Origin of the sequence: Pacificoceanicola niger (assembly GCF_048553275.1) — a bacterium.
GTDB lineage: Bacteria > Pseudomonadota > Alphaproteobacteria > Rhodobacterales > Rhodobacteraceae > Pacificoceanicola.
Genome location: NZ_JBLZMW010000009.1, coordinates 119,806 through 145,338, shown reverse-complemented (window position 1 = coordinate 145,338; position 25,533 = coordinate 119,806). Strand labels below are relative to the sequence as shown.

Below are 25,533 nucleotides of genomic sequence, written 5' to 3'. Positions count from 1 at the left end.
GCCGCGCTACTCCGCCGCCTGCTTGAGCGGCGCACCGCCCGATTTCAAAACAGAAAGGAGCTCTTCGCGGCGCTTCGCCGCCTTTGCTTCATTTGCCTGTTTCACCGGACCGAAACCCCTGATCTGCAAGGGCAATTCCGCGAGCGCGATCAGCGCATCCATGGTGTCCGCATTGGCTTTGGGCAGCCATTCGGCCATATCCGCCTCGTACTGCCGGATCAGCGCGCGTTCCATCTTGCGCTCTTCGGTCCGACCGAAGGGATCAAGCGGCGTGCCGCGCAGCCCTTTCAACTTTGCCAGCACTGCAAAGCCCTTCAACATGCTGGACCCGTATGCTTTTTTCACTGGCCGCCCGTCCGAACCCTCCTTGGAGAAGATCGGCGGCGCGAGGTGGAAGGTCATCTCGAAATCGCCATCAAACGCCTCTTTCGCCTTGGCGTGGCTCTCCAGATGCAGTCGCGCCACCTCGTATTCGTCCTTATAGGACAGCAGTTTGTGATAGCCCTTGGCCACCGCGTCTTTCAGCCGATCCTCCGATGCGCTATCGACCAACTTGCGATAGCGCTTGGCCAGCCGCTTACCCTGATACTTGATCAAATGATCGGCCCGGAAATCTACCTTTTCCGCCAAAGACTTGGGCAGTTTCGTGATATTCGGCGCAGCAAGCGTTGCGGCCTCCTCAGGGAAGAGCGCCGCCCAGCGACCCACCTCAAAGGCCCGCAGGTTCCGATCCACCGCTGCTCCATTGAGCCGGATCGCCTCGGCGATGGCCTCATGGCTCAGCGGAACAAGGCCGTTCTGCCATGCCGCGCCCAGGATCATCATGTTGGAGAAGATCGAGTCCCCAAGCACCACACGGGCCAATTCAGACGCATCGAACAGGCTCAGACGATCTTGAAGTCTTGCTTGAAGAGCGAGCTGCAACCTATCGGATGGCAAGGAAAATTCTGTGTTCCGCGTAAAGTCTCCGGTGATAATTTCATGGCTGTTGACCACCGCGCCGGTGCGTCCCGTGGTCATCAGGCCCAAGGTCTTCGCCCCGGCAGAAACCACCAGATCGCCGCCGATCAGACAGTCAGCCTCGCCTGTGGCCACACGCACTGCACTGATATCGCCTGGCTTTTCGGCGAGGCGCAGGTGAATATGCACTGCGCCCCCCTTCTGTGCGAGACCGGCCATTTCCATCATGGCGGCGCCCTTGCCGTCGATCTGCGCCGCCTGGGCGAGCACAGCGCCAATGGTCACAACCCCCGTGCCGCCGACCCCGGTGACCACGACATTATGCGTCCCGTCGATCGTCGGAAGCTGGGGCAAGGGCATCTCGGGCAGCTCCAGAGAGGTCGTTGCGGACTTTTTCGGAGTGGCGCCAGACAACGTGAGGAAAGACGGGCAAAACCCTTTCAAACAAGAGAAATCCTTGTTGCAGCTCGATTGGTCAATGGCCCGTTTCCGGCCCAGTTCCGTCTCCACCGGCACGATCGACACACAGTTCGACTGAACCCCGCAATCGCCGCAGCCCTCGCAGACGTCCGTGTTGATAAAGACCCGCTTGTCCGGATCCGGGAACTTGCCACGCTTGCGCCGCCGCCGTTTTTCGGCCGCACAGGTCTGGATATAGAGCAGGACAGAGACGCCCTCGAACCCGGCAAGGTCTTTCTGCACCTTGTCGAGATCGGCGCGCTCTGAAATCTCCGCCCCCGACGGGAAAGACTTCAGATCAATTTCTTCTTTCTCATCATAGACAACTGCCAGCTTCTTCACACCCATCGCCGTCACTTCCTCGGCAATGCGCTGTGGAGACAGACCACCCTCGTTGGGCTGACCGCCGGTCATGGCGACCGCGTCGTTGTAGAGGATCTTGTAGGTAATTTTCGTGTCGTTCATCAGCGCCGCGCGGATCGCCTGCACCCCGGAGTGGTTATAAGTTCCATCGCCAAGATTTTGAAAAACATGACTTCTTTTGGAAAACGGTGCCTCGCCGATCCAGTTGGCTCCTTCGCCGCCCATATGGGTGAATCCGATGGTTTCGCGGTCCATCCATTGCGCCATATAGTGACAGCCGATCCCGGCATAAGCTCTGCTGCCCTCCGGCACCTTGGTGCTGGAGTTGTGCGGACAGCCGGAGCAGAAGTAGGGCGTGCGCGCCGCGATCTCCTCGGCGCTATCCGCTTTCGTAGCGTCCTCAATGGCTTGCAGACCGGCCTTCACGCGATCCGTTCCGCGCCCTTCCTCGATCAGGATCTCGCCCAGCTTGCGCGCGATCCAGATCGGATCAAGCGCGCCGCGCGTCGGAAACAGCTCCTCCCGGTGCATCGCGCCTGAGCCGCCCTTGTACCATCCATAAACCCGCCGCCCGCGCCGGTCGTCAAAGATCGCTTCCTTCACTTGGACTTCGATCAGCTTGCGCTTTTCCTCAACAATCACGATGAGGTCGAGGCCCTCCGCCCAATCGTGGAAACCTTGCATGTCAAGAGGGAAGGTTTGTCCGACTTTATAAGTGGTTATACCGAGATGTTCAGCCTCTGCCTCATCAATCCCGAGCAAGCTCAGAGCATGAATCAGATCGAGCCAGTTCTTGCCCGCCGAGACAAACCCGATCTTGGCACCCGGCTTACCCCACATCCGTTTGTCCATGCCGTTGGCGCGGGAGAACGCCTCTGCAGCGAAGCGTTTGAAGTCGATCATCCGCGTTTCCTGCGCATGGGGCGTATCGACCAACCGGATGTTCAGGCCGCCTTCGGGCATCACGAATTCCGGCTCCACCAGCGACACCCGATCCGGACGGCCATCCACCACCGCGGTCGCCTCGATGGTGTCCTTCATCGTTTTCAGCCCGACCCAAAGGCCGGAAAACCGCGACAAAGCCCAAGCATAGATCCCGTAGTCCAGGATTTCCTGCACACCCGCCGGGGAAACCACCGGCATGTAGGCATCGACCATCGCCCATTCGCTTTGATGCAGAACCGTGGAGGATTCGCCCGTGTGGTCGTCGCCCATCGCCATGATGACACCGCCATGAGGCGAGGTCCCGGCCATATTGGCGTGCCGCATGACATCGCCGCTGCGGTCAACCCCCGGACCCTTGCCGTACCACAGGCCGAAAACGCCATCGAACTTGCCTTCGCCGCGCAGCTCGGCCTGTTGGCTGCCCCAGAGCGCAGTGGCCGCCAGGTCTTCGTTCAGCCCTTCACGAAAGAGAACGTCCGCCTCCGTCAGGACTTTCTCGGCTTTGCGCATCTGCAAGTCCACGGCCCCAAGCGGCGAGCCGCGATACCCGGTGACATAGCCGGCCGTGTTTACCCCCGCAGCGGCGTCGCGCGCCTTCTGCATCAGCATCAACCGCACAAGCGCCTGCGTGCCGTTCAGCAAAACCATGTCCTTCGTAAGATCGAACCGGTCATTCAAGGAAATCTTCGCGGTGCCCATCGACGCCTCCCATCGCTGATTATGCATGCATGTTACCATGATAATAGGTCACAAATGCTGACCTTAACAAGGGCAATTCGGTTACTTTATCAGGTTACATTAACTATACGATGCAACTATGCATTCATTTCAAAATGCGCCGCATATCGGGAAAGATGGCACCAGGATGGATTGGGACAAGCTTAGAATATTTCACGCAGTTGCCGACGCGGGCAGCCTGACCCATGCCGGGGACTCGCTGCACCTGTCACAGTCGGCGGTGTCGCGGCAGATCCGGGCGCTTGAGGAATCGCTGAACACCACTCTTTTTCACCGTCACGCCCGGGGTCTCATTCTCACGGAACAGGGTGAACTGCTCTTTGACGCCACGCAATCCATGCTGCGCCGGATCGACACCGCCACGGCGCGCATCCGCGACAGCGAGGAAGAAGTCTTTGGCGAATTGAAGGTCACCACGACTCATGGCTTTGGCGCGCTCTGGCTGGCGCCGCGTCTCACCAAGCTCTACGAAAAATACCCAGATCTCAACATCGACCTTATGCTGGAAGAGCGCGTACTGGACCTGCCCATGCGCGAGGCCGACGTGGCGATCCGCATGAAAGAACCGAGCCAGGCCGATCTGGTACGCAAACGGCTGATGTCGATCAAGATGCGTCTCTACGCATCGCCCGAGTACCTTGCCGCGCATGGCACGCCGGAGAAGATGGAAGACATGCGCACCCACCGGTTGATCTCGCAGAACGTGAAATCGGCTCAGGTGAGCGCGGGCATGCAACTTGTTCAGGAGTTGATGACCCAGGACATCGAGGCAACATTGACGGTGAACAACTACTTCGGCGTGTTGCAGGCGGTTCTGTCCAACCTCGGGGTTGGCGTTCTGCCCGATTACATCATCGAGGACTTTCCCCACGTTGTGCGGGTCCTGCCGGAGGTCGAATCCAACGAGGTGCCGGTGTTCCTCGCCTATCCGGAGGAGCTGCGCACCTCCAAGCGGGTCTCGGCGTTCCGGGACTTCGTTCAGGAAGAAATCATCGCGCATCGCCGCTCGCGAAGAGCGATGGGCGCGGACTGAACTCCCTCAATACGGGTGTTGTATGCGCACCACGCATAGCGGGAATGCTGCTTCGGCTGCGGGTTATCTCTTGATTGAATCATTCTCGATGCAATATTTGGCACATGGACGATGAAGCGCTGATTAGCGCATCATCTTCATACCTCCCTGTTGGACTATGGCCGAGCTTTTTGCTCGGCCTTTTTTTTGCTTCATTGCATCGCGGCACCTCGCTAGGGTGCCGATCAGAGTGATCTGAGGAACGAGCATGTCGAAATCACGAAAATTGCAGTGCAATTGCGGTCAAATGCAGTGGCAGGTTGAGCGTGCAGAGGCCGGCACACATTTGGCGTGTTACTGCAAAGATTGCCAGACCTATGTCAATCACCTTGATCAGGCGGCGCGCTTTCTGAACGACAATGGTGGGACAGAGTTGGTGCAGACCGTGCCATCCAAAATCCGAATCCTCGCAGGGGCAGATCAATTGCGCAGTCTTCGGCTCACGCCGACCGGCTTGCTGCGGTGGTACGCGGGCTGTTGCAACACGCCCATCGCCAACACGCTCAACACCCCCGGCTTTCCCTTTGTCGGCATGGTGCTTCCGGTGGGCGCGCAGGGCTTCGGCCCGCTCGTGGCCGAAGTCCAGACAACTGCAGCCAAGACCCCGGTGCGCGCACATGGAAAGGTCCGGATGGGGCTTGGCCTGCTCAGCCGGGCTCTGATGGCCAAACTGCGCGACGGCGGCAAGAGCAGCCCCTTCTTCGACGCTGCGGGCGCGCCGGTGGTCGCACCGGTCATCGTATCGGAGATGCACCCCTGACTGCGCGCCGCGCACGCGCCCTCACGCCTGTTCCAACAATCGCCCGCGCCCAGGCACCCGGTCCATGATCCCGGCCTGACGCAGCATATGCCAGCCAAGCACCTGGTTGGAGGACAGCACCGGCCGACCGACCGCCGCTTCCAGCGGCGCAATCACGTCCAGCGTGCGCAGATTGGTGCAGGACATGAACAGCACCTCGGCCTGCGTGTCCTCCATCAACGCCGTGCCCGCCGCCATCAAGGACGCTTCGTCGATCCGCGCCACGCGGCTTTCCTCCGCCTCGTCGAAACTGCCGAAGACCGGCGTTTGCACGCCCGCGTCCGAGAGCACCCGGCGCAGCCCGTCTGAAACCTCCGCCACATAAGGCGAGAGCAGAGCCAGCCGTGTGACCTTAAGCGCCGTACAGGCCGCCACAAGCGCCGAAAGCGGCTCTGTCACCGCGCGGGTCGCCACGCCGCCGCGCACAAGGTCGGCGACCCTGGCCGCCCCGATTACCGACGTGCCGGAGGTGCAGCCATAACAGACCACGTCAAACCCGATGGGACGCGGCAACCGTTCCGCCGCGTCCGGCAGCCGCGCCGCCATTTCATTCAGGCTGTCGGTTGTGACCTCGACGCCGGAAAGAATGCGCGAAACATAGAGGGCAACGCCGGTTTCCGGCAGCAAACGCCGAAAATCATGCTCCAAAGTCTCATCCGACTGCAAAACAATCAATCCAAGGTTGGCTCGCCGGCCAAGGTTTGGGCCAAGTGTAAACTCGAAAACCCGGCTCACGTCAGCACCGGCAGATCACGCGGCGCATCCGGAGAAAGCTGCTCGCAGCCTGTTGCGGTGATGGCAAAGACATCCTCATGCACCATGATCCCGCTCCCCGGCAGCGTGATCCCCGGCTCCAGCGTGATCACCATCCCCGGCTGCAACACCGTGTGATCCCCGGGAATGAGCGACAGGCCTTCGGTCAGCTGCATGCCCAGCCCATGACCCAGCCGCCCGGCCTCGCTGCCGCCGACGATCCTGTGCATGGCATGGTACAAGGCCGCTGCAGTGGTGCCGGGGCGCGCGATCTGACGCGCCGCCTCCGTCGCCTCCAACAGGCGCGCCCAGGCCGAGACCGCTTCTGGCGCAGCCCGGCCAATCGCCCAATTCCGGTCAAAGTCGGAAAAGTAGCCATTCCGCATGAGCCCGGTGTCCAGCATCAGGACATCGCCGGTCTGCAACGGCGTCTCTGACGCGGGTGAAATCACGTCGTCATAGCCAAGCGGTCCGGCGCCACCGGCCAGATATGGCACACAATCCGCCCCCTCTTCGAGGCAAATCGCCTGAAAACGCCGAAAAACATGCGCAATCGGCACGCCAGGCCGGGCAATCTCGCCCACCCGGTCAAAGGCACGGCCCGCAATGGCACAGGCCTCGCGGATGCAGGCGATTTCCGCTTCGGATTTGATCGCTCGCAGCTCCGCCATCAATCCGCCGTCGCTGACAATCGCCAGCGCCCCCAGCTCTGCCTTCAGCAGATCGTAATCCCTGAGCGGCATCCGCAGCACGCTCTCACGCCCCATGGGCATGCCAATCTTTCCGGACCCCGCGTGCTCGCGCAGGCAATCGGCCAGAAGGCTTACGCCATCATCCACCGGATCGGGCGAAGACCATGTGCGGATGTCGGTGATCCATGTCTTCGCCATCAGCGCCGCGCCAATCGAGGGGATCACCGCCACCGGATTGCCCCATGCAGGAATGACCAGAAACCACGGCCGCGTCGGGCTTTCCCAGAACCGCGTCAGGAACCCGGTGAAATAGCGCACCTCCGCCTCGGTCGTGAGCAGCAGTGCCCCAAGCCCGCGTTCGGCCAATCCCGCCTGCGCCCGGCGCACGCGGGCTTGGTACTCCCCGACCGGGAAAACGCTCATGCCGCCTCGCTCAGAATGGCCAGCACCCGCGACGAGGGCGTCAGCCCCAAAAGCTGCGGATCGGCCAGAGCCGCCGCCAGTCCCGCCGCGCCGGACGGCGTGCTTTCCAGCCCCGCCCCCGCAAGCAGCGGCAAGACCGCCATCGCCTCGGCGTCGGAAATCAGCACGAATTCATCGGTATCCCGCGCCAATCCGCGCAGCGCGATCAACGACGGCGCCTTGCAATCGAGCCGCCCCATCGACGACACCGGCCCGGCGGTCTCCACCGCCTCGCCCGCGCGAATGCTCTCATATAGCGCAGGCGCGGCTTCCGGCTCCACCACCACGATCCGCGGCTCCTCGCCCCATTGATCGCGAAACAGCGCGGCGCAGGCCCCGGCCATCCCGCCAACCCCGGCCTGCAGCAGGATGTGGGTCGGCGCCACGTCCATCTGGACCACGCATTCCGCCGCCATGGCCAGGTAACCCTCCATCAGCAGGTGCGGCAAATCGGTATAGCTCTCCCACGACGAATCGCTGAGCAAGGTCCAGCCCTGCGACGCCGCCGCGTCAAAGGCCGCCTGCATGCTCTCTTCGTAGTCTTGACCGGAGCGGATCACCTCCGCGCCCTTTTCGCGCAGCCGCATGGCAAACTCCTGCGGCACGGTCTCAGACAGGTAGATCACCGACCGCGCGCCGAAAATTGCCGCCCCCGCCGCAACGGACAGGCCGTGGTTGCCCGCGCTCGCGGTGACATAGCATTCCCCGGCAAGCGCGCTGCGCGGATCGCCGCTCTGCGACGCCGCCGCATGGGCGATGACATAGGCCGCGCCAAGTGCCTTGAAACTGCCCAGCCCCATGCGGCCCCGCTCGTCCTTGACAAAAACCCGGGCCACGCCCATCGCCTCGGCCAAGGATGTCGCCTCGGTCATGGGGGTCGCGGCATGGGCCGGACAACGCTGCAACAGCGCCAAGGGGGCGTCGGCGGCGACACTGGGCAGCGGAATATCCGCGATCTCCAGGCCCTGCCCCCGGTATGGATTGTCGATGATCTGCATAGCGCCCCCGCGTAACCATTCGCATCACAGCCCGAATTCCCACACCCGGTCAATGCTGCGCAGCCTTTTCGCACCTCAAACCCTTCCCCATCGCCTTGCCTTGTCGTAAAGAGCGCCGGACGCCACTCGTGGGACGATTTTGGGGGACCACATGCAAGAACCTGCCATCACCGAAGAGCTGATCGAAGCGCACGGGATCAAGCCCGATGAATATGCCGAAATCCTGCGTATCATGAACCGCGAACCCACATTCACCGAATTGGGCATCTTTTCGGCCATGTGGAACGAGCATTGCTCCTACAAGTCTTCGAAAATCCATCTGAAGAACCTGCCCACTACCGGCCCGCAGGTTATCTGCGGCCCCGGCGAAAACGCCGGTGTGGTCGACATCGGCGACGGTCAGGCGGTGGTGTTCAAGATGGAAAGCCACAATCACCCCTCTTATATCGAACCCTATCAGGGCGCGGCCACCGGCGTCGGCGGCATCCTGCGCGACGTGTTCACCATGGGCGCCCGGCCGATCGCGGCGATGAACTCGCTCTCCTTCGGTGAAAAGGATCACCCCAAGACCCGGCAGCTGGTTCATGGCGTGGTCGAGGGTGTCGGCGGTTACGGCAACTGCTTCGGCGTACCGACCGTGGGCGGCGAAGTGCGCTTCCATCCGGCCTACAACGGCAACTGCCTGGTCAATGCCTTCGCGGCGGGCCTCGCGGATACGGACAAGATCTTCTACTCGGCGGCCAGCGGCGTCGGTCGTCCCGTGGTCTACCTCGGCGCGAAAACCGGCCGCGACGGCGTCGGCGGCGCGACCATGGCCTCCGCAGAGTTCGATGAAACCATCGAAGAGAAACGCCCCACCGTTCAGGTCGGCGATCCCTTCACCGAAAAGCGCCTGATGGAGGCAACGCTGGAGCTGATGCAGACCGGCGCGGTGATCTCCATTCAGGACATGGGCGCGGCGGGCCTGACCTGCTCTGCGGTGGAAATGGGCGACAAGGGCAAGCTTGGCATCCGCCTCGACCTCGAAAAGGTGCCGCAGCGCGAAACCGGCATGACCGCCTACGAGATGATGCTCTCCGAGAGCCAGGAGCGGATGCTCATGGTTCTGGACCCGGCCAAGGAAGCCGAGGCCAAGGCCGTCTTTGACAAATGGGACCTCGATTTCGCCATCGTCGGCGAAACCATCGACGAGGACCGTTTCCTGATCGTGCACAATGGCGAGGTCAAGGCGGACATGCCGCTCTCGCGCCTGTCCTCTTCCGCCCCCGAATACGACCGCCCGTGGGAGCCGACGCCCGAGGCCGCGCCGCTTGGCGACGTGCCGCAGATTGATCCCATCGACGGGCTGAAGGCGCTGCTCTGCGCGCCGAATTACTGCTCGCGGGCATGGGTCTACGAGCAATACGACAGCCAGGTCATGGCCGACACCGTGCGCATTCCGGGCTTTGGCGCGGGCGTGATCCGCGTTGCGGGCACCGACAAGAAGCTCGCCTTCACCTCCGACGTCACACCCCGCTACGTCAAGGCGAACCCGGTCGAAGGCGGCAAGCAGGCGGTGGCCGAAGCCTATCGCAACCTCACCGCCGTCGGCGCGCTGCCGCTGGCGACCACCGACAACCTGAATTTCGGCAACCCCGAGAAACCGGCCATCATGGGCCAGTTCGTCGGCGCGCTGGATGGCATCGGACAGGCCTGCCTCGCGCTCGACATGCCGATCGTTTCGGGTAACGTCTCGCTTTATAACGAAACCGATGGCGTCGGTATCCTGCCGACCCCCACGATTGGCGCCGTGGGCCTGATCGCGGCGGACGAAGAGCCGATCCTGGGCTATGCCCGCGACGGTCATGTAGCGCTGCTGGTCGGGGACACTGGCGGGCACCTTGGACAATCTGCGCTGCTCGCCGAGGTCTTTGGCCGCGAAGAGGGTGACGCGCCGCATGTGGACCTTGCCGCCGAGAAAGCCGCAGGGGATTTCATCCGCGCCAACCGGGACCACATCAAATGCTGCACCGACCTCAGCGATGGTGGCCTCGCGCTGGCCGCCTTCGAGATGGCCGCAGCCTCCGGCGTCGGCGTGCACCTCGATAGCGGGGACACCCCGACCCTCTTTGGCGAGGATCAGGCCCGCTATCTCATCGCCTGCAACTTCGACCAGGCGGAGGCGCTGATGACCGCCGCCGGATCGGCCGGTGTGCCGATCACGACCGTGGGCAAATTCACCGGCGAGATCGTTAAGTACGGCAGCAGCGAAGCGCCGCTGTCAGAGCTTTCCGCGATCCACCGCGAGGCCTTTGGCAAGACCTTCGGCTGAGCCGTTCCAGACGGAGGAAAACCCGCAGGCCAAAGCGCCCTGCGGGTTTTTTCGTGCCTGCCGCGCAGCACGTGGCGCCACGCGGCCCCTTCCCGGACCGGTGCAAAGCCCGTAGGTTGCTGTACGAATGGACCACCGCTGAGAGTGCCATGTCCGGAAAATCCGCCTTCGCGCGCACCGAATCCCTGCTTCGCATGAGCGACGCCACATGGCAGCGCCACACCAACCCTTGGAGTGGATGGTCCCGGCTGAGCATCCTGCCCCTGCTCGCGCTCGCCGCATGGTCGCGGATCTGGCTAGGCTGGTACGCGCTTGTCCCGCTGACGCTGGTTCTGCTGTGGACATGGCTCAACCCGCGCCTGTTTGCCATGCCGCAAAACACCGACAACTGGATGAGCCAGGGGGTGCTGGGCGAGCGCACATGGATCGCCCAAAGTGGCAACCCCGCCCTCGCCCACCACCGCCCGGTGATCCACACCCTCACCGCGCTGACCGGCGCCGGCGCGCTGGTCCTGATGCTCGGGCTGATCTTTCTCAGCCCGGCGCTTACCCTTGCGGGACTGGCGGTCGCCATGTTGGGCAAACTCTGGCTGCTCGACCGCATGGTCTGGATCCGGAAGGACACGGCAGAGTGACTGCAAGCCCTTTCCTTGGCCGCCCCGAAGACCCATATTCACAGCATGCTGAAGTTCACACCCATCCTGCTCGCCATCGGCTATGCCTTCGTCATGTACCACTTCTCGGCGTGGCGCACCGGCAAGGAGCTTGACGCGAAATCCACCGAACTGGCGGATGCCAAACTCAAGGACCTGACCGACCGCATGGCCGCCGCGCTCGATCTGCCGCGCATCCGCGTGAACATCTACGAGATTGAACCGGTCAACGGCCTCGCCGCGCCGGACGGGCGCATCTTCATCACGCGCGGCTTCTACGGCCGCTACCGCGCGGGTGAAGTGACCGCTGAAGAAATGGCCAGCGTCATCGCCCACGAACTGGGCCACGTGGCGTTGGGACACTCGCGCCGCCGGATGATCGACTTCTCCGGCCAGAACGCCCTGCGCACAGCAATGGCGATGATCCTGTCGCGCTTTTTGCCCGGGATCGGCGTCTATATCGCCAATGCCCTCACTTCCCTGCTGGCCGCCCGGCTGTCGCGCTCGGACGAATACGAGGCGGATGAATATGCTGCTGCCCTGTTGGTAAAATCGGGGATCGGCGTGGAGCCTCAGAAATCGCTGTTCCGCAAACTCGAAACGCTGACCAACGCGCGCGGCGGCGCGGTCCCGGCCTGGCTCATGTCGCACCCCAAAACCGAGGAACGCATCGCCGCGCTGGAAAAGCTGGAAGCGAAATGGGCCAAGGCCTGAAACGCTCCGGACGGGTTTCGCCGCGCTGACGCGCGACGACCGCCGCGCGCTTCGCGCGCGGCTGCGGGGGCTCTGCCCCCGGACCCCCGAGGTATTTGAAGACCAAAGACGGGGCACGCGCAGCGCCTGTGTTTATGCCGCTGCGCGGACGTCAAAGGCGGCTTCGGCCACGTCCTGTCCGTTGACCTGCACGATCACCGCATGCGGCCCCGGGTAGAGGCGGAAGGTCGTCGCGTCGCCCTTCAGACCATGGCGTTTGCTCAGGGTCAGAGGCTTGCCTGCCTGCAGGGTGGCCGTCTTGAGTTTGAAGACCTTCTCCGCCGTGCCCTTCGGGCGATGAAAGCGCAGGCGGTAATCGACCAGCACCGGCCGCGCGACGTCCGACCGCAGCGTCACCGAGAATTCCAGCGCCGTGCCGATCTGCGGCTCAGGGGTTGTGATGCTCAGCGCCGCTTCGACCGGAGCGGGCGTGAAGCCGAGCAGATCGAGCGCCCGGCGTTCCCCACGCTTGACGGCCGTGCGCAGGGCGTGGCGGGTGAGCCAGTCCATTTCCTTTGGCGCCTGCCGGCCCTCCGCCCGCCATGCCGATAGATGGCTCACCACCCGGTCCGGCATGATCTTTGACAGATCGTTCATGTGATTGGCCACCGAGCGTGTCACGTAGCGCGTGTCATCCGCGTGGAGCCGGTCGAGAAACCGCAGCGGCACACCGGGGTCGAGCGTGATGTTCCGCGCCCAGGGCAGCTTGGGGCGTGTGCCTTCGCTGACCAGCCGCCGCACGTGGTAGTTGTCATCCTCCGCCCAACCATCCAGCCGCCGCAGCGTCTGCTCCGGCCAGGCGTTGAGGAACGGACGGATATAAAACTCCATCGAAAAGCGCCGGGTTGCGGCATGCAGCAGATCGAGCGCGCGCTGTGGCGCCGCCATCCCGTGGCGCACCGCAAGCACGCCGGGCACCGCATGGATGAATCGCCCGAAGTCATTGTCGTTCAGGGACGGATCGAGCGCCGGGGGCATGGCGGCCTCCAGCACTTCAGCCATGGCCCCGAACCCTGCAGGCAGCTGTGGCTCAAGGCAATCGGCAATCCAGTCGAGCCGCTCCAGCAGTCCGCGCCCGGCCAGACCGGGCACGCAGACCGCCAGAAACGCCTCTGCGTCAAATCCCGGCAGCACGGAGAACTCTGTCGCCAGATCCGTCAGGCTGCCCTCATTGAACAGCTGACCGGCCAGCGAAAACCCCGCGCCGCCGCCCTTGCCGTCCGGTCCGCGCGCCACGTCAGATGGTGGCGAGTGTCGCGCCGCCGTCGAGCAGGATGTTCTGCCCGACGATAAAGCCTGCGTGCTGCGAGCACAGGTAGGCGCACATCTGGCCGAATTCTTCCGGCGTCCCATAACGCCGCGCCGGGATCGTTGCCGCGCGCTGAGCCTTGGCCTCGTCCATCGAAATGCCCTGGCTCTCGGACACACCGGTGTCGAGCGAAACGGCGCGGTCCGTGGCATGAATGCCCGGCAGCAGGTTGTTCACGATCACGCCGTGCGGAGCGACCTGACGCGCGGTGCCCGCCACATAGCCCGTGAGGCCCGTGCGCGCCGCGTTCGACAGGCCCAGAACCGCGATCGGCGCCTTGACCGATTGCGAGGTGATGTTGACCACCCGGCCCCAGCCCTTGTCGATCATCTTCGGCATCAACGTGCTCATCAGCGCGATGGGCGTGAGCATGTTGCCATCCAGCGCCTTGAGGAAATCCTCGCGCTGCCAGTCGGACCACATGCCCGGCGGCGGCCCGCCCGCATTGGTCACGAGGATGTCCACATCGCCGGCCGCCTCCAGCACCCGCGCGCGCCCCTCTTCGCTGACGATATCCGCCGCCACGGTCGTCACGTTCACTCCGAAGCGGTCGCGAATCTCCTGCGCCGTGGCCTCAAGCGCGTCGGCGCCGCGCGCGTTCATCACCAGATCGACACCAGCCTCGGCCAGAGCCTCGGCACAGCCGCGCCCCAGACCCTTGCTCGATGCACACACGAGCGCCCGTTTACCGCGAATTCCCAGATCCATGGATCTCTCCCTGATTTATCTTGCCTCCAAATGCCTGATGCCACGCGCAAACCGCTTGCGCCCAGCGTCGGTAAATGGCCGAATACGGGGCCATATGATGACACATTCCCCCTATACACAATGGGGTGTTCCATTGAATTTCCGGGCATCCCGTCCGATCCGGTGCCAAGCATGAGTGACCCCGCCTTTCGTCCCAGCCAGAGCCTGACCGTGCTGCGCGGTGAGCATCTGCGCGTGATCAATGGCGCCAACCTCGGCGATCCTCTGAGCTTTGCGGATGAGCTGGTGATGGAGGACATCTACCGCCTCTCGCCGCTGGCCAATCCCGCGCCGCTGGCCCTGTCGCGTCTTGCGCGCTCGCCCTTCACCATCGCCGGGCACAGCGAGAGCGGCACCCCCGGTGCCGATCTGCATCTCGATTGCTGCCTGACCTTCATGAGCGGCGATGGCAGCACCACCGAATGCCTCGTGCTGGTCGAAACCGATGCCGAGGGCAATGTCGCGCAGGTCTTCGCCCACCCGCTCGCGCCGATGAATGCCAGGACCGATTACGTCCTGGTGCGCGCGGATCAGGACGGCGCCCTGCAACGCTTTGCCCAGATCGCCTGCGTCTCCTTTGCCAGGGGCACCGCGATCACCATGGCCACCGGCGCGCAAAAACCGGTCGAAGACATCAAGGCCGGCGACCGGGTGCTGACGCGCGACGCGGGCGTGCAGGAAATCCGCTGGATCGGGCATCAGACCGTCCGCGCCATCGGGGCGCTCGCGCCCATCCGCATTGCCGCCGGAACACTCAACAACACACGTGACCTGATCGTCTCGCCGGATTTCCGCCTGTTCATCTACCAGCGCCGCGACACTCTGGGCGCGGGCCGTTCGGAGGTGCTCGTGCGGGCGCGACATCTCGTCAATGGTACCTCGATCACCTGCGTCGAGGGAGGGTTTGTCGACTACTACCAGATGCTCTTCGACGATCATCAGATCATCTACGCCGAGGGCATCGCCGCCGAGAGCATGCTTGTCAACGACCGCACCTCCGGTGTGCTGCCGGACGCGCTGCACGACGATCTGGCAACGCTGATCCCGGGACACCGCCGCACCGACATTTCCGACTTCGAGATTGGCGAACATTTGCTCGCCCGGCCCGACATCGCCGAACGCCTGAGGAAATCCTCAGAAGGCTGAGGGGCTCAATGCTCCCGCAGCGCCTTGATCAGAGCGTCCTTGTCCATGTCCGAGCGCCCCTCGATGCCGATCTCCTGTGCCCGCGCGTAGAGGTCGGCCTTGGTCCAGTCCTCATACGGGTCTGCCTTGCCGCCCTTGCGTGACGGCGATATCTCATCGTTGGCTTGGGCATTGCTGATCCGGGCCGCCTTTTCCTTGGACATGCCCTTGTCGCGCAGCGCCTCGTAGGTCTCTTCATCCTTGATCGACGGATTGGCCATCTGAACTCTCCTTGACTGCCGTGCGAAACCGCACTTCACCGGATCAACCCGCGCACTCGACGCCGGTTCCACCACCTTGCACTCAATCGCCCGGTTGCATAAAGCTTCGGAAAATCCCGCAGCATTTCTTACAGGATACCCTGTCCATGACACTCGACCGCCGCGCCTTTCTTGCCACCACCGCCGCCTTCTCCTTTGCGCCGAGCCTGCTCAGTGCCGCCTATCAGCCCGCCTCTCAGACATGGCGCAGCTACACGCTGACCACCCGCGTCACCCTGCCCCGAAACGGCAAGACCGCGCAGGCCTGGATTCCGCTGCCCGCGCATAGCGATGCCCAATGGACCCTGCCGCAGGACAACCGCGCGAGCGGCAATATGGACGCGCTCGAAATCGTTCAGAACCCGGAAGAGGGCTATGCGCTGATGCACGCCCGCTGGAACGCCGGGGATGAACCGGCCGAGCTGACCGTGATTTCCACCGTGCGCACCCGCGATCGCAGCCCGGAGCAGGCCGCGCCCGCCACGCTCTCGGATGCCGAATTCGCCCAGCACACCGCCCCGACGCGCCTGATCCCCACGGACGGCATCGTGCTGGAAACCGCGCAGGACATCGTCGCCGGGGCCACCTCCGAGCGCGAAAAAGCCATCCGCATCTATGACTGGGTGGTCGAGCAGACCGAGCGCAACCCGGAGACCCGCGGCTGCGGCCTTGGCGATATCGCCTCGATGCTGCACATGGGCGATCTGACCGGGAAATGCGCCGATCTGAACGCGCTTTATGTCGGCCTCGCCCGGGCCGCCGGCCTGCCCGCGCGCGATCTCTATGGCCTGCGCGTCGCGCCCTCCGCCTTCGGCTACAAGAGTCTCGGCGCCGGATCGGCCGATGTCACCAAGGCCCAGCACTGCCGCGCCGAGGTCTTCCTGCCGCAAAGCGGCTGGACCCCGGTCGACCCTGCCGATGTGCGCAAGGTGATCTTGCAAGAAGCGCCCGAGGCGGGCCTCACGGATCCGCGTGTGCAGGACGCCCGCGCGGGCCTCTTTGGCCACGCTGAGGGCAACTGGATCGCGCTGAGCACAGCCCATGACGTGCACCTGCCGGGCAGCGCGGACCCCACGCCCGTGCCGTTCCTGATGTACCCGCAAGCCGAGGTCGACGGCATCCGCCGCGACGAGCTTGACGCGGACAGCTTCGCCTATGCGATTGCGGTCGAAGAAACCACGGCCTGATCGAACCGGTCCGTCGCCGCAACCAGACGCGGCGACGGCCTCTCGCGCGCCAGTGCCGTGAGGCAGGCCTCAAGGTAGCGCGGCAAGTCCATCACCAACGTCGCCCCGACCCTGGGATTGATCTCGTAGAGCACCGGGCAACCGTCTGCCTCGGCAAAGTCGATACAGACAGTTCCGTTCCGCAGGCCCATCCGTTCGGCGATCTCCAGCCACAGCGCCAGATACGGCGTCTGCTGGTGTGCCACGCTGGTGAGCGGTTGGTGCGCATGTCCCTTGATCAGCCCGGCCCGGCCCATCTCGTATCGCACCGAAAGCGCATGGATCAGCCGCCCCTCGTGAAAGCTCAGATGCGCCGCCCATTCGACGCCGGTGGAGACGATGCTCTGCAGGAACATATGCCGGGGATCGAAGCCCTGCGCGTCGTCGGGACAGCTCAGAACACTGATCCCCTGCCCCCATTCACCGCAACGCACCTTGCACAGCAGCGGATAGTCCGACGCCTGTTTCGGCAAGGACGTGTGCAGCCGCGGCACCAGATAGCCATAGCCCATATTCTCCAGCCATTGGTTCAAAGCCAGCTTGTCGCGGCACAGATCGCGCGCGGCAAGGTCGGGCAAAAGCGCCGTCACCGCGTCTGGTCCGAGAACCCGGAGCACATCATGATCCGCAAACGTCAGCGGAACCACCAGATCCGCGTCGCGTGGATCGACCGTACTCAAGTCGGCCATGGTGGGGATGAACCGGCTGCCCGCAAGCGCCGCTTCGATGCCGGCTTTCCACGGCAATCTTGATCCGAACAGAACCGCGATGCGATCCCGGGCGCGCCCGATCATCATGGGATACTCCTCTACTCTGCCTCACGTGGCCGCGACGCGTTACAGGTCCGAAGTTGGCCTCCGGTACCCCGTGTTGCGGGCAATCGGGCAGAAGTTAACGCTGTAATACATCGAAAAGTACAGTAGCCCGCGCCGCTTTGTCCGCAGCAGATGCGCCGGAACCACAGGTTGCCGCATCGTCAACCCCGCTGCGAGGGCATCCCCCGGCGCAGTTTTCAATCCCGCGGCGGCGGCCTTGGGTCGGAGCCGCGCCACCACCCGAACTCCGGCATGCCCGTCCAAGCCTCATTCGGTTTCATGCCGCTCTTGGCAGCGCAAACCTCAGGCCGTCGTCTTTGTTTCGCCGAAACTGGCGCCCATGTCGTTCATTGCTCCCCGCAAGACTTCGAAGGCGCGTTCCGTCTCGCGCTCGCCAAGGCCGGACAAGAGCGTGACCTTCTTGTTTCCGTAGGTCAGATACACAATGCCGGATATCGTCCGTTGCATGTCCATCCCGGCGGCCTGCGCCTGGCTTGTGATCAGGGTCGTCCCTTCGTTTCCGAATTGCCAGCCAATATCGTCGATATCGCCGAAGATGTAGGTTTTGTTATCCTTGGTCACGCCATCACGATCGACAACGATCCTTCGGGGCAGCTTCTTGTTCCCCCAGCGATAGGCCAACCACGAAGCAACAATCGAAATAACGAAAACCGTAATGGTCACTTGAAAGACTTCCTCAGCATCACGCCCACTGTCGAGACCGGAAATAAGCGCCATAACGCCGCTGATAGCGGCGGCGAAGAACAGAACGAACAAAGCCATGGTCATGAGGGTAAAACGCAACCTGTTGACCGAATGATAGGTCACCGTGATGCGATCATCCCGTTTGTCGACGTCGAAATCCTGTTTGGCGCGAACCACCTTGGCCATAATTGGAAAACTCCTTCAAATGCTTATCCGATATGTCTGTGTTGTCAGCCATGCTGCAAAAAACCGCCCTTCCTGTCCATACAATTGAGACCGTTTTCCCGCGTCTTCCGCGCCCGCTGATCAACGATGCCGCCGAGACACATTGCCCCCTTCTTCGTTTCGCTGTAACGGGAGCGCCATGCTTGACAACCGTCCCGCCCTTCCCGCCGAAATCGCCCGCCGCCGGACTTTTGCGATCATCTCGCACCCGGACGCCGGCAAGACCACGCTGACGGAAAAGTTCCTCCTTTATGGGGGTGCCATCCAGATGGCCGGACAGGTGCGTGCCAAGGGCGAGGCGCGGCGCACGCGCTCGGACTTCATGCAAATGGAGAAGGACCGGGGCATTTCTGTATCTGCCTCCGCCATGTCGTTCGATTTCAAGACCGGCGACAAGGATTTCCGCTTCAACCTCGTCGACACCCCCGGCCACTCGGACTTCTCCGAAGACACCTACCGCACCCTGACGGCGGTGGACGCGGCGGTGATGGTGATCGACGGCGCGAAAGGCGTGGAAAGCCAGACCCAGAAGCTTTTCGAGGTTTGCCGCCTGCGCGATCTGCCGATCCTGACCTTCTGCAACAAGATGGACCGCGAGGCTCGCGACACCTTCGAGATCATCGACGAGATTCAGGAAAACCTCGCCATCGACGTGACCCCGGCATCCTGGCCGATCGGCATGGGCCGTGATTTCCTCGGCACCTATGACATGCTGAACGACCGGCTCGAACTGATGGACCGGGCCGACCGCAACGTGGTGGCGGAATCGATCAAGCTTGACGGTCTGGATGATCCGCGCCTTGCCGATCACATCCCGGCGGCGATGCTGGAGCAGCTGCGCGAAGAGGTCGAAATGGCCCGCGAACTGTTGCCCACGCTCGATCCGCAATCGGTGCTCGAAGGGCACATGACGCCGATCTGGTTTGGCTCCGCGATCAACAGCTTTGGCGTGCAGGAGCTGATGAAGGGCATCGGCACCTATGGCCCCGAGCCGCAGCCGCAGAAGGCCAGCCCACGCGAAATCGCACCCGAGGAAACCAAGGTCGCGGGCTTCGTCTTCAAGGTGCAGGCCAATATGGACCCCAAGCACCGCGACCGCGTCGCCTTTGTGCGCCTTGCCTCCGGGCATTTCAAACGCGGCATGAAGCTGACCCATGTGCGCACGAAAAAGCCCATGGCGATCTCCAACCCGGTGCTCTTCCTCGCCTCCGACCGCGAACTGGCCGAAGAGGCCTGGGCCGGTGACATCATCGGCATCCCCAACCACGGCCAGCTGCGCATTGGCGACACGCTGACCGAGGGCGAAGCGCTGAAGGCCACGGGCATCCCCTCCTTCGCGCCGGAACTGCTGCAAACGGTCCGCGCAGGGGACCCGATGAAGGCCAAGCACCTTGAAAAGGCGCTGATGCAATTCGCCGAGGAAGGCGCGGCCAAGGTCTTCAAACCGATGATCGGCTCCGGCTTCATCGTCGGCGTCGTCGGAGCGCTGCAATTCGAAGTGCTGGGCAGCCGGATCGAGCTGGAATATGGCCTGCCGGTGCGCTTTGACGCCTCGCAGTTCACCTCCGCGCGCTGGGTCAATGGCGACAAACTGGCCGTGGACAAATTTATCAACGCCAACAAACAGCACATCAGCTATGACCATGACGGCGACGTGGTTTACCTGACGCGACTGCAATGGGACATCGACCGGATCGAACGGGATTATCCGGATGTGACCCTGACGGCGACCAAAGAGATGCTGCAATAGGCAAACCGCTTGTTTCGGGATTGGACAGGCGAGGCGCGGTCAAATCCCACCGGGTGCACGGTCCGGATCAGATAGAGAGAAAGTCCGCATTCCCAAACGCGTCAAGATTGTGTAGTCTTCCGGAATTAACTTTTACAGGAGCTATTCATGACTTTGAAATACTGGGCAATTACGACAGCTGCCACCACTGCCGTTTTCATGGCGGGTGCGTCTTCTGCGGCCACAATCACCGCCTTTGACGCGGCGGGCAACACCCTGGTCGGGGTCGGCGGCAGCGTAAACGTCGCTGAAAGCGTCGTGGGTTCCACCGGCACCTACAATGTCAGCAACGGCATCACCGGCGCCGGACGTGCAGACTTGCTAGGCTTTGGTGTGTCCAACATCGACACCATTCCGACTCTGAATGGTGGGTTCGGCGGATCCTGCGCGAACGCGACCACCAACCCGGACTATAGCCAGATCTGCTACAACACGATGGCAATCACCGCTGCGAATTGGGCCACGGAAACCGTCGAGACCAGCTACGGAGAGGCAACCTTTCAAGAGGTATTCGGCAGTTTCGCGTCGGTGGCAGGCACGGACACCGTCTTCAACTATTTCTATGCCGAAGACGGCTCGCTCGGGTCCGGCGGGTCAATTGCCAACTTCTTCGGTTTCCAGGGCATAGCCACGGCATCGAGCATCATCGGCGCTTTCGAGAGCAATACCGGGGTCGGCTATTTCACCGCAGGCGCCGCCGCTGCACCCGAGGTGCCCCTGCCCGCCGCAGGCTGGATGCTCATCGTCGGTCTTGGCGGCCTCGCCGCCGCCCGCCGCCGCAAAGCCTGAGCCAAATGCAAAACCGCAACGGCCGCCCCAATCGGGCGGCCGTTTTCAGCTTGCACGGGATTGTGGCGCGCGATGGTCATGCGCCACGCCGCGCGCTCCCAAACGCAGGGACACGGAAAAACCGGCGCCACAGGACGGGCGCCGGTCATTCCCTTTTCACGAAGACGGCAGAAGGCCGTTGGAACTCAGTTCAGCAAGGGCGTGATCCGGCGTACCGCCGCGCGGCGGTTCACCCGTTCCGCATCCTCTGTCTCGACGAGCAGATCGGTCTCGCCATAGCCCTGCAGGACCATGTTTTCCGGCGGAACCTGGAAATACTCCGTCAAGGCCAGTGCCACGCTCTCCGCCCGCCGATCCGACAGGGCAAGGTTGTAGCTGTATTGGCCGACCGCATCCGTGTGGCCCTCGACCAGGAATACCTCACCGGGGTTGCGCTCGATCAACCGGCGCATGGCATTGCCGAGCTCGGCCAGTTCCTCGGCTTCCTCGGCCCGGATCGCGGCGGAATTGGTCTGGAAATTGATCGTATCAACACTGATTTCCGGCACAAGACGACGCACCGCGTCGATGTTCCGAACCTGGTTCAGTGAGAAACGGCGACCGACAGTTTCGGGCTCCTGCGCGGCAAGCGCGGCAGCCAGTTCGTCGGCTGCGACCTCGCGGAAGTTGACGGTATTGCGCTCACCCACCTGCGGCAGCTCGTTCACCACAACCTGTTCGCTTTCGAGGGTGTCGTCGAACAGCACGACCTCCGTGCCATCGGCCAGCGTTCTCGCACGGCGCAGCACCCGGCCATCAGCGGCGCGGATGGTTTCGACCACGGTGCCGTCCTCATAGGTCACGACATTGCGCGTGGAGCCATCGTCATAGCGATAGGTCTGCACATCGGCGCCCGGACGGCGCAGCAGCGCATCGTCGTTACGCAGAACCCGCAGTTGCCCATCGCTCTCGACGACCACCCGGTCGCCGCTGTTGGACACGACGCGGTCCCCATCGTTCAGAATATCCGCCAGAGCCGCCGCTCCGAGTCCAAGCAGCGCAGCACCGGCAATGGTGCGCGCGGTATCATTGCCGCTGTCATCATCACGTTCGCCCGCTTCGGGGGTGAGCTTGCCTGTCAGAACATTGGTGACGAAATCCTCGGTCGAGCGGCGCACGTCGTCCTCGCTCACCTGCTCCTCGGTCATCTCAGGCTCGGCCGCATCCGAAGCGCCATCACCCGAGGCCGCCGCGGCCGCTGGACGATCGGAATCGCGGGATACGGCATCGGCCTGCTCCTGTCCGCTCAATTCGCGCACAATCGCCTCGACATCCTCCGGGGTCGTGTTCGGCTGCACCGCGTCAGGCGCATCGGCAATGGACTGATCCGGTGCGGGTGCGGCTGTGTCTGCCGCGCTCTCGGCGGGCTCCTTGACCGGCGGTCTCACGGACTCCGTGACGGCGGGTGCCTCCGGTGCGGGGTCAGCCGGAGCCTCGGCAACGGGCGCTTCCGGCTCAACCTCTGCAGCCGGAGCATCGACGACGGGTGTTTCAGGCTCGACCTCGGCAGTCGGAGCCTCAGCCGCAGGGGTTTCCGGTTCAGGCTGCTCAGCGGGAGCCTCTGCAACCGGCGTTTCCGGCTCGGTCTGCTCGGCCGGGGCCTCTGCAACCGGTGCCTCCGGGGTCGGTGGGTTTTCCGAAGCGGTTTCAGCGGAAGGATCGGCAGCAGGCGTTTCAGGCGATTGGGCGGCCTCGGCCTGCCCGGACTGGGCAGCGCCGCGCGTGCTCATTGCATCGGTGACGGCGTCGCAGCTCAACTGTCCCGGCAGCTGACCCTTTTCTTCGCAAAGACGAACCAGCTGATCCAATTGCTCATCGCTCATCTGGTCGAGGCTGGTCAGAGAATCCAGAAGACCGCCGGGCTGGGCACTCTGGGCCTGCGCCGGTGCGGCACCGGACAGGACCAGGGCGACGGCGGATGCGGTTGCAAGCAGCGTTTGTTTCATAGCGTTTCCTCTTTTCGATGCCCGCAGGAGGGGCTTGAGGAAGAAACGCATCACGGCGCGGTCCGGTTGCATGGGCGTGCCCTGCCCCGGCGCCATACCGCCGATCCTCAGGCGAGGAACCGCCTAGAGCAGCTGCATCAGGCGGGCTTTCTCGCCCATGTCATCGGGCCGCGAAATGGCCTCCGCGAGGTCTTCCAGAGAAGCGATCGAGTGGCCCGCGCGAAAGCTGTGTACGTGCGGCAGCATCGCACGAATGCCGGTCGCCTTTGGCGCAAACCCATCCCACCGCAGCAGCGGATTCAGCCATATCAGGCGACGGGCGGACAGGTGCAACCGCTCCATTTCCTTCTCCAGCGCCCCGGCGTCGTCGCGGTCCAGCCCGTCGGTGATGAGCAAGACCACCGCGCCCTGCCCCATGACCCGGCGCGACCAGTCGCGATTGAATTGATGCAGACACTGTCCGATGCGCGTGCCGCCCGCCCAATCCTGCGCTTCCGCGCCTGCAGCCTTCAACGCCGCATCGACGTCGCGGGTGGCGAGATGGCGGGTGATGTTGGTGAGCTGCGTGCCGAAGGTGAAGGCGTGCACTTTTGCCCAGCCCGCGCCCTTTTCATTGGCCACCGCATGCAGGAAATGCAGCACCATGCGGCTGTACTGGCTCATCGAGCCGGAAATGTCGCACAGCACAACGAGGTTGGGCCAGCGCGGACGCGGCTTGGCCCGCCGGATCGCCTGCAACTCACCGCCCCGGCGCAGCGCATCGCGCAGCGTGCGCCGGTAATCCAGACGCGCGCCGCGCGGCGCGGCCATGGAGCGGCGCGACTTGATCGGTTTCACCGGCAGCGTCAGCCGCGCAATCATGCGCTTCGCCTGGGCGATTTCCTCGGTGGACATCTGTTCGAAATCGAGCGTGCGCAGCTTTTCTTCGGCGGACATGGTCTGTGAGGCGTCGATCTCGATCTGCTCACCCTGTTCCTGCTCCTCGGCAGCCGGCACCTCGGGCATGTGATCGCCCAAAAGCGCCTGGGCCGCGCGTTTCTCGGCTGCGGCGGCCAGCTTTTCCTCCTGAACCCCGCGCACCGCAGGCAGCATCATGCTCATCATGTGTTCGAGGTAACGCGGATCGCGCCAGTAAAGGCGGAAGATCTGGGCAAAGACCACCCGGTGCTCGGGGCGGTTCACGAAGCAGGCATGCAGCGTCCAGTAGAAATCCATGCGGTCGGTGAAGCCCGCCGCTTCGACCGCGCGCACCGCGTCGATCACCCTGCCAGGACCAACCGGAAGCCCGGCCCGGCGCAGCGCGCGGGCGAAATGAATGATGTTCTGCGCGAGCCGCGGGTGCTCGGGAATGTCTATGGGGATGTATTCAGCCATGGTTCAGGCCATTTTGGGGCTCTGCCCCGCGCCTGTGGCGCTCCCCGGGATATTTGCGCAGACGAGAAACATCAGGCTGCATCCAGAGACTTCTTGACCTCGTCGAGAATGCGCTTCGCTTCGCCGCCCTGGATCTTCTGAATGTCGTCCTGATATTTCAGGATCGCGCCGAGCGTGTCGCTGATGACCTCCGGCGAGAGGTTTACAACGTCAAGCGCCAGAAGGCATTTGGCCCAGTCGATGGTTTCGGCGACGCCCGGTTTCTTGAAAATGTCCTCGGTGCGCAGGGATTGGACGAAGGCGACGATCTCGCGGCTGAGGTTCTCGGCCACTTCGGGGGCGCGGGCGTTGAGGATTTCCACCTCCCGGTCGAACTGCGGATAATCGACCCAGTGGTAGAGGCAGCGGCGTTTGAGGGCGTCGTGCACCTCGCGTGTGCGGTTCGATGTGAGAATGACGATGGGCGGCTCCGGCGCTTCGATGGTGCCGATCTCCGGGATCGTCACCTGAAAGTCGCTCAGGGCCTCCAGCAGGAAGGCTTCGAAGGGCTCGTCGGTGCGGTCGAGCTCGTCGATGAGGAGGATCGGCGCACCATTTGCATCCGGCCGCATGGCCTGCAGCAGCGGCCGCTCGATCAGGAAGTCCGGCCCGAAGAGTTCATGGTTGAGGATGTCGCGGTCGGCACTTCCCTGCGCCTCTGCGGTGCGGATGGCGATCATCTGCGCCGGGAAGTTCCATTCGTAGACAGCCGAGGAGGCATCCAGCCCTTCGTAACACTGTAGCCGGATCAGACGCCGACCGAGGCATTTGGCCAGAGCCTTGGCGATCTCGGTCTTGCCGACGCCCGCTTCGCCTTCGAGAAACAGGGGACGGCCCAGCTTCAGCGACAGGAACACAACCGTGGCCAGCGCCCGCCCGCAGACATAGCCGGTCTCGCTCAGGGTGCTCTGAACCTCGTCAATCGATTGGGGAATTTGCTGCATCTTGGGCCTCCTTGCCGTTACGGAGTGCCCGGCCTGCGCGTGGCGGTCAATAGCGCCAAGGTCGCAGTCGCCATTGAACAAGGCGCGCTATTATTGACGCGTAGACCCCTTGGTGCGATGTTTGGTGGCAATAATCAGCCGGGGATCACCCCGCAGCCAAATCATGTGTCCGGACGAGCAGAA

Annotated in this window: 21 protein-coding genes; 9 read left to right on the top strand and 12 right to left on the bottom strand. The window is 63.4% G+C overall.

All coding sequences use genetic code 11. The features are described 5' to 3' along the window. Positions 1–6: 6 nt before the first annotated feature. Complete coding sequence (locus tag ACN2XU_RS13205; RefSeq protein WP_419410913.1) at positions 7–3,426, bottom strand: indolepyruvate ferredoxin oxidoreductase family protein; 3,420 nt, start codon at positions 3,424–3,426, stop codon at positions 7–9. 166 nt (positions 3,427–3,592) lie between these two features. On the opposite strand from ACN2XU_RS13205, the gene ACN2XU_RS13200 reads away from it, so the two are divergent. Then, the gene (locus ACN2XU_RS13200; RefSeq protein ID WP_419410912.1) at positions 3,593–4,498 is read left to right on the top strand and encodes a LysR family transcriptional regulator; all 906 of its coding nucleotides are present in this window, start codon (positions 3,593–3,595) and stop codon (positions 4,496–4,498) included. Between the two features lie 247 nt (positions 4,499–4,745). Next, the gene (locus ACN2XU_RS13195; RefSeq protein WP_419410911.1) at positions 4,746–5,297 is read left to right on the top strand and encodes a DUF6151 family protein; all 552 of its coding nucleotides are present in this window, start codon (positions 4,746–4,748) and stop codon (positions 5,295–5,297) included. A gap of 21 nt (positions 5,298–5,318) precedes the next feature. On the opposite strand, the gene ACN2XU_RS13190 is transcribed toward ACN2XU_RS13195, so the two are convergent. The 3 genes from ACN2XU_RS13190 to ACN2XU_RS13180 are packed head-to-tail and all read right to left on the bottom strand — an operon-like array spanning position 5,319 to position 8,241. Continuing rightward, positions 5,319–6,071 (bottom strand): maleate cis-trans isomerase family protein, encoded by a 753-nt coding sequence (locus tag ACN2XU_RS13190; RefSeq protein ID WP_419410910.1) that lies wholly within the window; start codon positions 6,069–6,071, stop codon positions 5,319–5,321. After that, positions 6,068–7,204: a M24 family metallopeptidase gene (locus ACN2XU_RS13185; RefSeq protein WP_419410909.1), complete on the bottom strand. Its 1,137-nt coding sequence runs from the start codon at positions 7,202–7,204 to the stop codon at positions 6,068–6,070. Before ACN2XU_RS13185 ends, ACN2XU_RS13190 begins: the two co-directional genes overlap by 4 nt. Then, complete coding sequence (locus ACN2XU_RS13180) at positions 7,201–8,241, bottom strand: pyridoxal-phosphate dependent enzyme (protein ID WP_419410908.1); 1,041 nt, start codon at positions 8,239–8,241, stop codon at positions 7,201–7,203. The genes ACN2XU_RS13185 and ACN2XU_RS13180 overlap by 4 nt, the downstream gene beginning before the upstream one ends. A gap of 151 nt (positions 8,242–8,392) precedes the next feature. On the opposite strand from ACN2XU_RS13180, the gene purL reads away from it, so the two are divergent. The 3 genes from purL (at position 8,393) to ACN2XU_RS13165 (ending at position 11,919) form a co-directional block, all read left to right on the top strand. Then, positions 8,393–10,552, top strand: a complete 2,160-nt coding sequence (purL, locus tag ACN2XU_RS13175; RefSeq protein WP_419410907.1) for a phosphoribosylformylglycinamidine synthase subunit PurL — start codon at positions 8,393–8,395, stop codon at positions 10,550–10,552. A gap of 149 nt (positions 10,553–10,701) precedes the next feature. Further along, positions 10,702–11,187, top strand: a complete 486-nt coding sequence (locus tag ACN2XU_RS13170; protein ID WP_419410906.1) for a DUF6653 family protein — start codon at positions 10,702–10,704, stop codon at positions 11,185–11,187. A 45-nt stretch (positions 11,188–11,232) separates the two neighbouring features. Next, on the top strand, positions 11,233–11,919 hold the full coding sequence (locus ACN2XU_RS13165; protein ID WP_419410905.1) for a M48 family metallopeptidase: 687 nt from the start codon (positions 11,233–11,235) through the stop codon (positions 11,917–11,919). Between the two features lie 132 nt (positions 11,920–12,051). Here ACN2XU_RS13165 and ACN2XU_RS13160 read toward each other — a convergent pair whose 3' ends face one another. Then, positions 12,052–13,194: a YhaZ family DNA alkylation repair protein gene (locus tag ACN2XU_RS13160; protein WP_419410904.1), complete on the bottom strand. Its 1,143-nt coding sequence runs from the start codon at positions 13,192–13,194 to the stop codon at positions 12,052–12,054. A 1-nt stretch (position 13,195) separates the two neighbouring features. Further along, positions 13,196–13,975 (bottom strand): SDR family oxidoreductase, encoded by a 780-nt coding sequence (locus tag ACN2XU_RS13155; RefSeq protein ID WP_419410903.1) that lies wholly within the window; start codon positions 13,973–13,975, stop codon positions 13,196–13,198. Between the two features lie 171 nt (positions 13,976–14,146). Here ACN2XU_RS13155 and ACN2XU_RS13150 point away from each other — a divergent pair, with 171 nt between their 5' ends. Beyond that, complete coding sequence (locus tag ACN2XU_RS13150; protein ID WP_419410902.1) at positions 14,147–15,160, top strand: Hint domain-containing protein; 1,014 nt, start codon at positions 14,147–14,149, stop codon at positions 15,158–15,160. A gap of 5 nt (positions 15,161–15,165) precedes the next feature. Here the strand turns inward: ACN2XU_RS13150 and ACN2XU_RS13145 are convergent, their stop codons facing one another. Then, positions 15,166–15,420: a DUF7218 family protein gene (locus ACN2XU_RS13145; RefSeq protein ID WP_419410901.1), complete on the bottom strand. Its 255-nt coding sequence runs from the start codon at positions 15,418–15,420 to the stop codon at positions 15,166–15,168. A 146-nt stretch (positions 15,421–15,566) separates the two neighbouring features. Here ACN2XU_RS13145 and ACN2XU_RS13140 point away from each other — a divergent pair, with 146 nt between their 5' ends. Then, positions 15,567–16,646, top strand: a complete 1,080-nt coding sequence (locus ACN2XU_RS13140) for a transglutaminase-like domain-containing protein (protein WP_419410900.1) — start codon at positions 15,567–15,569, stop codon at positions 16,644–16,646. Here ACN2XU_RS13140 and ACN2XU_RS13135 read toward each other — a convergent pair. Both ACN2XU_RS13135 and ACN2XU_RS13130 read right to left on the bottom strand, forming a co-directional pair. Continuing rightward, a complete protein-coding gene (locus tag ACN2XU_RS13135) occupies positions 16,613–17,482 on the bottom strand; it encodes an ATP-grasp domain-containing protein (protein WP_419410899.1) in 870 nt (289 codons plus the stop codon). The genes ACN2XU_RS13140 and ACN2XU_RS13135 overlap by 34 nt on opposite strands. 321 nt (positions 17,483–17,803) lie before the next feature. Next, a complete protein-coding gene (locus tag ACN2XU_RS13130) occupies positions 17,804–18,391 on the bottom strand; it encodes a hypothetical protein (RefSeq protein ID WP_419410898.1) in 588 nt (195 codons plus the stop codon). A gap of 178 nt (positions 18,392–18,569) precedes the next feature. Here ACN2XU_RS13130 and ACN2XU_RS13125 point away from each other — a divergent pair, with 178 nt between their 5' ends. Together ACN2XU_RS13125 and ACN2XU_RS13120 are read left to right on the top strand one after the other, a co-directional pair. Then, the gene (locus tag ACN2XU_RS13125; RefSeq protein ID WP_419410897.1) at positions 18,570–20,180 is read left to right on the top strand and encodes a peptide chain release factor 3; all 1,611 of its coding nucleotides are present in this window, start codon (positions 18,570–18,572) and stop codon (positions 20,178–20,180) included. Positions 20,181–20,327: 147 nt separating this feature from the next. Continuing rightward, positions 20,328–21,008, top strand: coding sequence for a VPLPA-CTERM sorting domain-containing protein (locus ACN2XU_RS13120; RefSeq protein ID WP_419410896.1), 681 nt, complete (start codon positions 20,328–20,330; stop codon positions 21,006–21,008). Positions 21,009–21,193: 185 nt separating this feature from the next. Here the strand turns inward: ACN2XU_RS13120 and ACN2XU_RS13115 are convergent, their stop codons facing one another. The 3 genes from ACN2XU_RS13115 to ACN2XU_RS13105 form a co-directional block, all read right to left on the bottom strand. After that, positions 21,194–22,993 carry an OmpA family protein gene (locus tag ACN2XU_RS13115; RefSeq protein WP_419410895.1) on the bottom strand — a complete coding sequence of 600 codons (1,800 nt, stop codon included), beginning with the start codon at positions 22,991–22,993 and terminating at the stop codon, positions 21,194–21,196. A gap of 123 nt (positions 22,994–23,116) precedes the next feature. Beyond that, positions 23,117–24,367: a vWA domain-containing protein gene (locus tag ACN2XU_RS13110; RefSeq protein WP_419410894.1), complete on the bottom strand. Its 1,251-nt coding sequence runs from the start codon at positions 24,365–24,367 to the stop codon at positions 23,117–23,119. Positions 24,368–24,438: 71 nt separating this feature from the next. Beyond that, complete coding sequence (locus ACN2XU_RS13105; protein ID WP_419410893.1) at positions 24,439–25,350, bottom strand: AAA family ATPase; 912 nt, start codon at positions 25,348–25,350, stop codon at positions 24,439–24,441. Between the last annotated feature and the right edge of the window lie 183 nt (positions 25,351–25,533).

Bases quoted from the DNA above. Each gene is read 5' to 3' on its own strand.
- ACN2XU_RS13205 (WP_419410913.1), bottom strand. From the start codon at position 3,426: ATGGGCACCGCGAAGATTTCCTTGAATGACCGGTTCGATCTTACGAAG.
- ACN2XU_RS13200 (WP_419410912.1), top strand. From the start codon at position 3,593: ATGGATTGGGACAAGCTTAGAATATTTCACGCAGTTGCCGACGCGGGC.
- ACN2XU_RS13195 (WP_419410911.1), top strand. From the start codon at position 4,746: ATGTCGAAATCACGAAAATTGCAGTGCAATTGCGGTCAAATGCAGTGG.
- ACN2XU_RS13185 (WP_419410909.1), bottom strand. From the start codon at position 7,204: ATGAGCGTTTTCCCGGTCGGGGAGTACCAAGCCCGCGTGCGCCGGGCG.
- ACN2XU_RS13180 (WP_419410908.1), bottom strand. From the start codon at position 8,241: ATGCAGATCATCGACAATCCATACCGGGGGCAGGGCCTGGAGATCGCG.
- purL (WP_419410907.1), top strand. From the start codon at position 8,393: ATGCAAGAACCTGCCATCACCGAAGAGCTGATCGAAGCGCACGGGATC.
- ACN2XU_RS13170 (WP_419410906.1), top strand. From the start codon at position 10,702: ATGTCCGGAAAATCCGCCTTCGCGCGCACCGAATCCCTGCTTCGCATG.
- ACN2XU_RS13165 (WP_419410905.1), top strand. From the start codon at position 11,233: ATGCTGAAGTTCACACCCATCCTGCTCGCCATCGGCTATGCCTTCGTC.
- ACN2XU_RS13155 (WP_419410903.1), bottom strand. From the start codon at position 13,975: ATGGATCTGGGAATTCGCGGTAAACGGGCGCTCGTGTGTGCATCGAGC.
- ACN2XU_RS13150 (WP_419410902.1), top strand. From the start codon at position 14,147: ATGAGTGACCCCGCCTTTCGTCCCAGCCAGAGCCTGACCGTGCTGCGC.
- ACN2XU_RS13145 (WP_419410901.1), bottom strand. From the start codon at position 15,420: ATGGCCAATCCGTCGATCAAGGATGAAGAGACCTACGAGGCGCTGCGC.
- ACN2XU_RS13140 (WP_419410900.1), top strand. From the start codon at position 15,567: ATGACACTCGACCGCCGCGCCTTTCTTGCCACCACCGCCGCCTTCTCC.
- ACN2XU_RS13135 (WP_419410899.1), bottom strand. From the start codon at position 17,482: ATGATGATCGGGCGCGCCCGGGATCGCATCGCGGTTCTGTTCGGATCA.
- ACN2XU_RS13130 (WP_419410898.1), bottom strand. From the start codon at position 18,391: ATGGCCAAGGTGGTTCGCGCCAAACAGGATTTCGACGTCGACAAACGG.
- ACN2XU_RS13125 (WP_419410897.1), top strand. From the start codon at position 18,570: ATGCTTGACAACCGTCCCGCCCTTCCCGCCGAAATCGCCCGCCGCCGG.
- ACN2XU_RS13120 (WP_419410896.1), top strand. From the start codon at position 20,328: ATGACTTTGAAATACTGGGCAATTACGACAGCTGCCACCACTGCCGTT.
- ACN2XU_RS13115 (WP_419410895.1), bottom strand. From the start codon at position 22,993: ATGAAACAAACGCTGCTTGCAACCGCATCCGCCGTCGCCCTGGTCCTG.
- ACN2XU_RS13110 (WP_419410894.1), bottom strand. From the start codon at position 24,367: ATGGCTGAATACATCCCCATAGACATTCCCGAGCACCCGCGGCTCGCG.
- ACN2XU_RS13105 (WP_419410893.1), bottom strand. From the start codon at position 25,350: ATGCAGCAAATTCCCCAATCGATTGACGAGGTTCAGAGCACCCTGAGC.